Annotated in this window: 3 protein-coding genes; 2 read left to right on the forward strand and 1 reads right to left on the reverse strand. The window is 56.3% G+C overall.

All coding sequences use genetic code 11. The features are described 5' to 3' along the window. Positions 1-372: 372 nt before the first annotated feature. On the forward strand, positions 373-669 hold the full coding sequence (locus WBG83_RS05605) for a group II intron maturase-specific domain-containing protein (protein WP_336743419.1): 297 nt from the start codon (positions 373-375) through the stop codon (positions 667-669). Between the two features lie 104 nt (positions 670-773). Here the strand turns inward: WBG83_RS05605 and WBG83_RS05610 are convergent, their stop codons facing one another. Beyond that, positions 774-1,982 carry a beta-ketoacyl-ACP synthase III gene (locus tag WBG83_RS05610; RefSeq protein WP_336743421.1) on the reverse strand — a complete coding sequence of 403 codons (1,209 nt, stop codon included), beginning with the start codon at positions 1,980-1,982 and terminating at the stop codon, positions 774-776. Positions 1,983-2,694: 712 nt separating this feature from the next. On the opposite strand from WBG83_RS05610, the gene WBG83_RS05615 reads away from it, so the two are divergent. After that, positions 2,695-3,008: hypothetical protein (locus tag WBG83_RS05615; RefSeq protein WP_336743423.1), on the forward strand; the 314-nt coding region annotated here is incomplete at its 3' end.

The following is a 3,008-nucleotide window of genomic DNA, read 5'->3' on the forward strand; positions in this document are numbered from 1 at the left end:
TTCGTGCTTTCAGTGTATCACATCGCTTGGTAAGATTAACCTGTTAACGTTGAGGTATTTGAGATTTTAAGCACTAGGAGAAGTATTGGACCCGGAAGCTCTTGGAAATAGGAACGACATGGCAACACGGTAGGAGAACTAACACGTTACGCAGATGATTTTTGGTGATCTGCAAGACGAAGAAGGATGCGGAACGGGCATTCGAGCTGATTCAAGCAATTATGGAACGCTTTGAGCTAACGCTGCATCCAACTAAAACGCGCATCGTCGGTCTATGGACAGGAGAGGAAGGCTTCGACTTCCTAGGTATGCATCACCGAAAGACGAAGCCGAAACATCCAAGGGCCAAGTTATTATACGACCCAGCAATGGTTGTATCGTAAGGCCGAGGAGAGGATTAGGGAGGTCGTAAAGGAGCGGCTAGCGGCTCCGAGTATGCGCCACAAATCATTCCAGGAACACTTGGAATACTTAAACCCGAAAATACAGGGGTGGCGCAACTATTACTTCACGGCCTACAGCCAGAGGAAGATGGCAAAGCTGGACTGGTATATCCTACAGCGACTTACAAGATGGTATGCCAAGAAGCGTCAACGGCCTTGCTGGATGAGCTCGTTACGCGAAGTGAAATCACTGTCCATACAAGGTGGACTCAAAACGCTATTGTAATCTGCATGCACATGAATGACGAACATCGGAAAGCCGTATGAGGGAAAACCTCACGTACGGTTTGATGAGGAGGGGCAGAAAATTATCTGCCCTTTACTCTAGTATTACATTTCCAGCAGCGCCGATCCCCAGGCCGCTCCGCCGCCGAACGCGGTCAGCATGACCCGGTGGCCGGGCCGGATACGGCCGTCCTTCACGGCTGTATCCAGCGCAATCGGGATGGTGGCTGCCGAATTGTTGCCGTACCACCGGATGGTGCTGATTACGCGCTCTTCCGGCATGCCGATTTGGCGGGCGACGGCATCCAGTATGCGCTGGTTTGCCTGGTGCGGAATCAGCCAGTCCAGCTGCTCCAGAGGCAGCCCGCAGACCTGCAGCGTGGATTCAACCGAAGCGCTCATGGCCGGAACGGCGAGCCGGAATACACGCCGGCCGTCCATGATAATGAAGGGCTTCGTCCGTTCCGCTGTATCATCCGGCTCGGGGCTCCCGGCTTGGCCTGTATCGCCAGATGCCCGGACCATCGCCTCCATGCGGCCGACGTCCGCGCTCCGGCCGCTGCCCGCCCCGGCTGCGTCGTGCCCGCGCAGCCCTGCTTCCGCGCCCGCGTCGCCCGGGCGCGCCGGCTCCGGCGGCTCCGCCCCGCCGGCCGGTGCCTGCGGCGGCAGCCTGCGGCCCGCCGCCCCCGGCACCGGATGGCGGCTCCCGCCGCCGGGGAGGATGGCCGCCTCCGTCTGGCGGCCATCCGAGTGCAGCGCGGCGTGCCACAAGCCGCGCCCTCTGGCGCCGCTCGCCTCCTCGCGGCGCAGCACGACCGCACCTGCACCGTCGGAGAACAGGATGCAGGTGGTGCGGTCGCTGTAGTCGGTGAACGGGGAGAGCTTATCCGCACCGACCACAAGGGCATGCCGGTATGCCCCGCTGCGCAGCAGGGCATCGGCGGTATGCAGCGCGGCCACAAAGCCGGTGCAGACCAGATGCACGTCGAAGGCGGCAATCGGGCCGCAGCCGAGGCGCGCCTGCAGCTGGGTGGCGACGGGAGGAAACGGATAATCCGGTGTTTCCGTCGCCACCACAATCAGATCCAGGTCGGCGGCGCTCAGTCCGCTGGAAGCCAGAGCAGCGGAGGCAGCGGCAAAAGCCATATCCGACGTGGCCTCCTCCTCGGCCGCGATGCGCCGCTCGGAGATGCCGGTCCGGGTCACAATCCACTCATCGCTGGTGACGACCAGCTCTTCCAAATCGGCGTTCGTCAGCCGCCGTTCAGGCAAATAAGAGCCGGTGCCGGCAATGACACTGCGATACAAGGTCATAACAAATCCCCTCCATAGCCATAATAGAAACTAAGTAATATTACTTGGTATTAGTATCAGGTGCTAAGCATGACTTAACTATAATTGAACATCCATACGCCGTCAAGGTTGTTGTTGTGTCGCACGGTTATTTTTCTCATAATCGGCACGAACAGCGTCGAAGCTTACGAGTTATTCCGTACATGTACACCCTACCGCAATCACTTCCTGCCTGGGCCTGGTCCCGGGCCGGCGGCTTGCGGGTATTCGTCTTTGACTTTTGCTGCCCGGCCGAATGGATCAAGATGCCCTGTCCTTCAAATGAAAGCCGGCGAGACCCTGCGCTTTGGTCCCGATCTTATTTTTTGCATCGTATGCCTGTCATTCTTCGAAAAAAGAAGGGATTTAGCAATATTTGTCGAAAGGAAAGTCGAATGGAAAGTTAAACAATGACAAGCTTCTCATATTGGTCTTGTTCTGAGATGTACAAATCGTCGCAAAACGAACAATGTCAAGGGGGCGCTTCATACGAGAGAGGGGAAGTATAGGCTGAAAAGTTTGCTTTTTTGAAATGAGCACGACTCGCTTGTTTACCGTTTGAGACGGGTGTACCTCTCAATTTCAAGCAGCCGGGAACAGCGTTCTTGTAGGGTACCAGGCGGTAATCTGGAGCTTATAGGATTCCCATTCTTCAACGGCTGCTTCACATTTTTTGTATAGGGAGAATGCGTGTATGAATGTTATCGGACAATTGGAAGGGCCCGGAAGCAGATTTTACCGGCTCTACGTCATGGTGAAGACGAGGGTTGCCATCATTACACTGCTTGCAATCCTTTTTGGGGTGAGCAGCTACCCGCTTTCTGTGTTAGCTGCGGTTCGTCCTGATCCACCGACAGCCACAGGCGGGGAAGAGAGCGTCAGCGTCAGCAATTTCACGTCCGGTGCGACGCTGACGCTGTATTTGGTGAACGGGACACTGATCGCAACGGAGCCTAATGTGACCACGGCTTCGTTTACTTTTGAGAATGTTGTACCGAACAATGCAGA

This window comes from Paenibacillus sp. y28 (assembly GCF_037137075.1).
GTDB lineage: Bacteria > Bacillota > Bacilli > Paenibacillales > NBRC-103111 > JBBBNV01.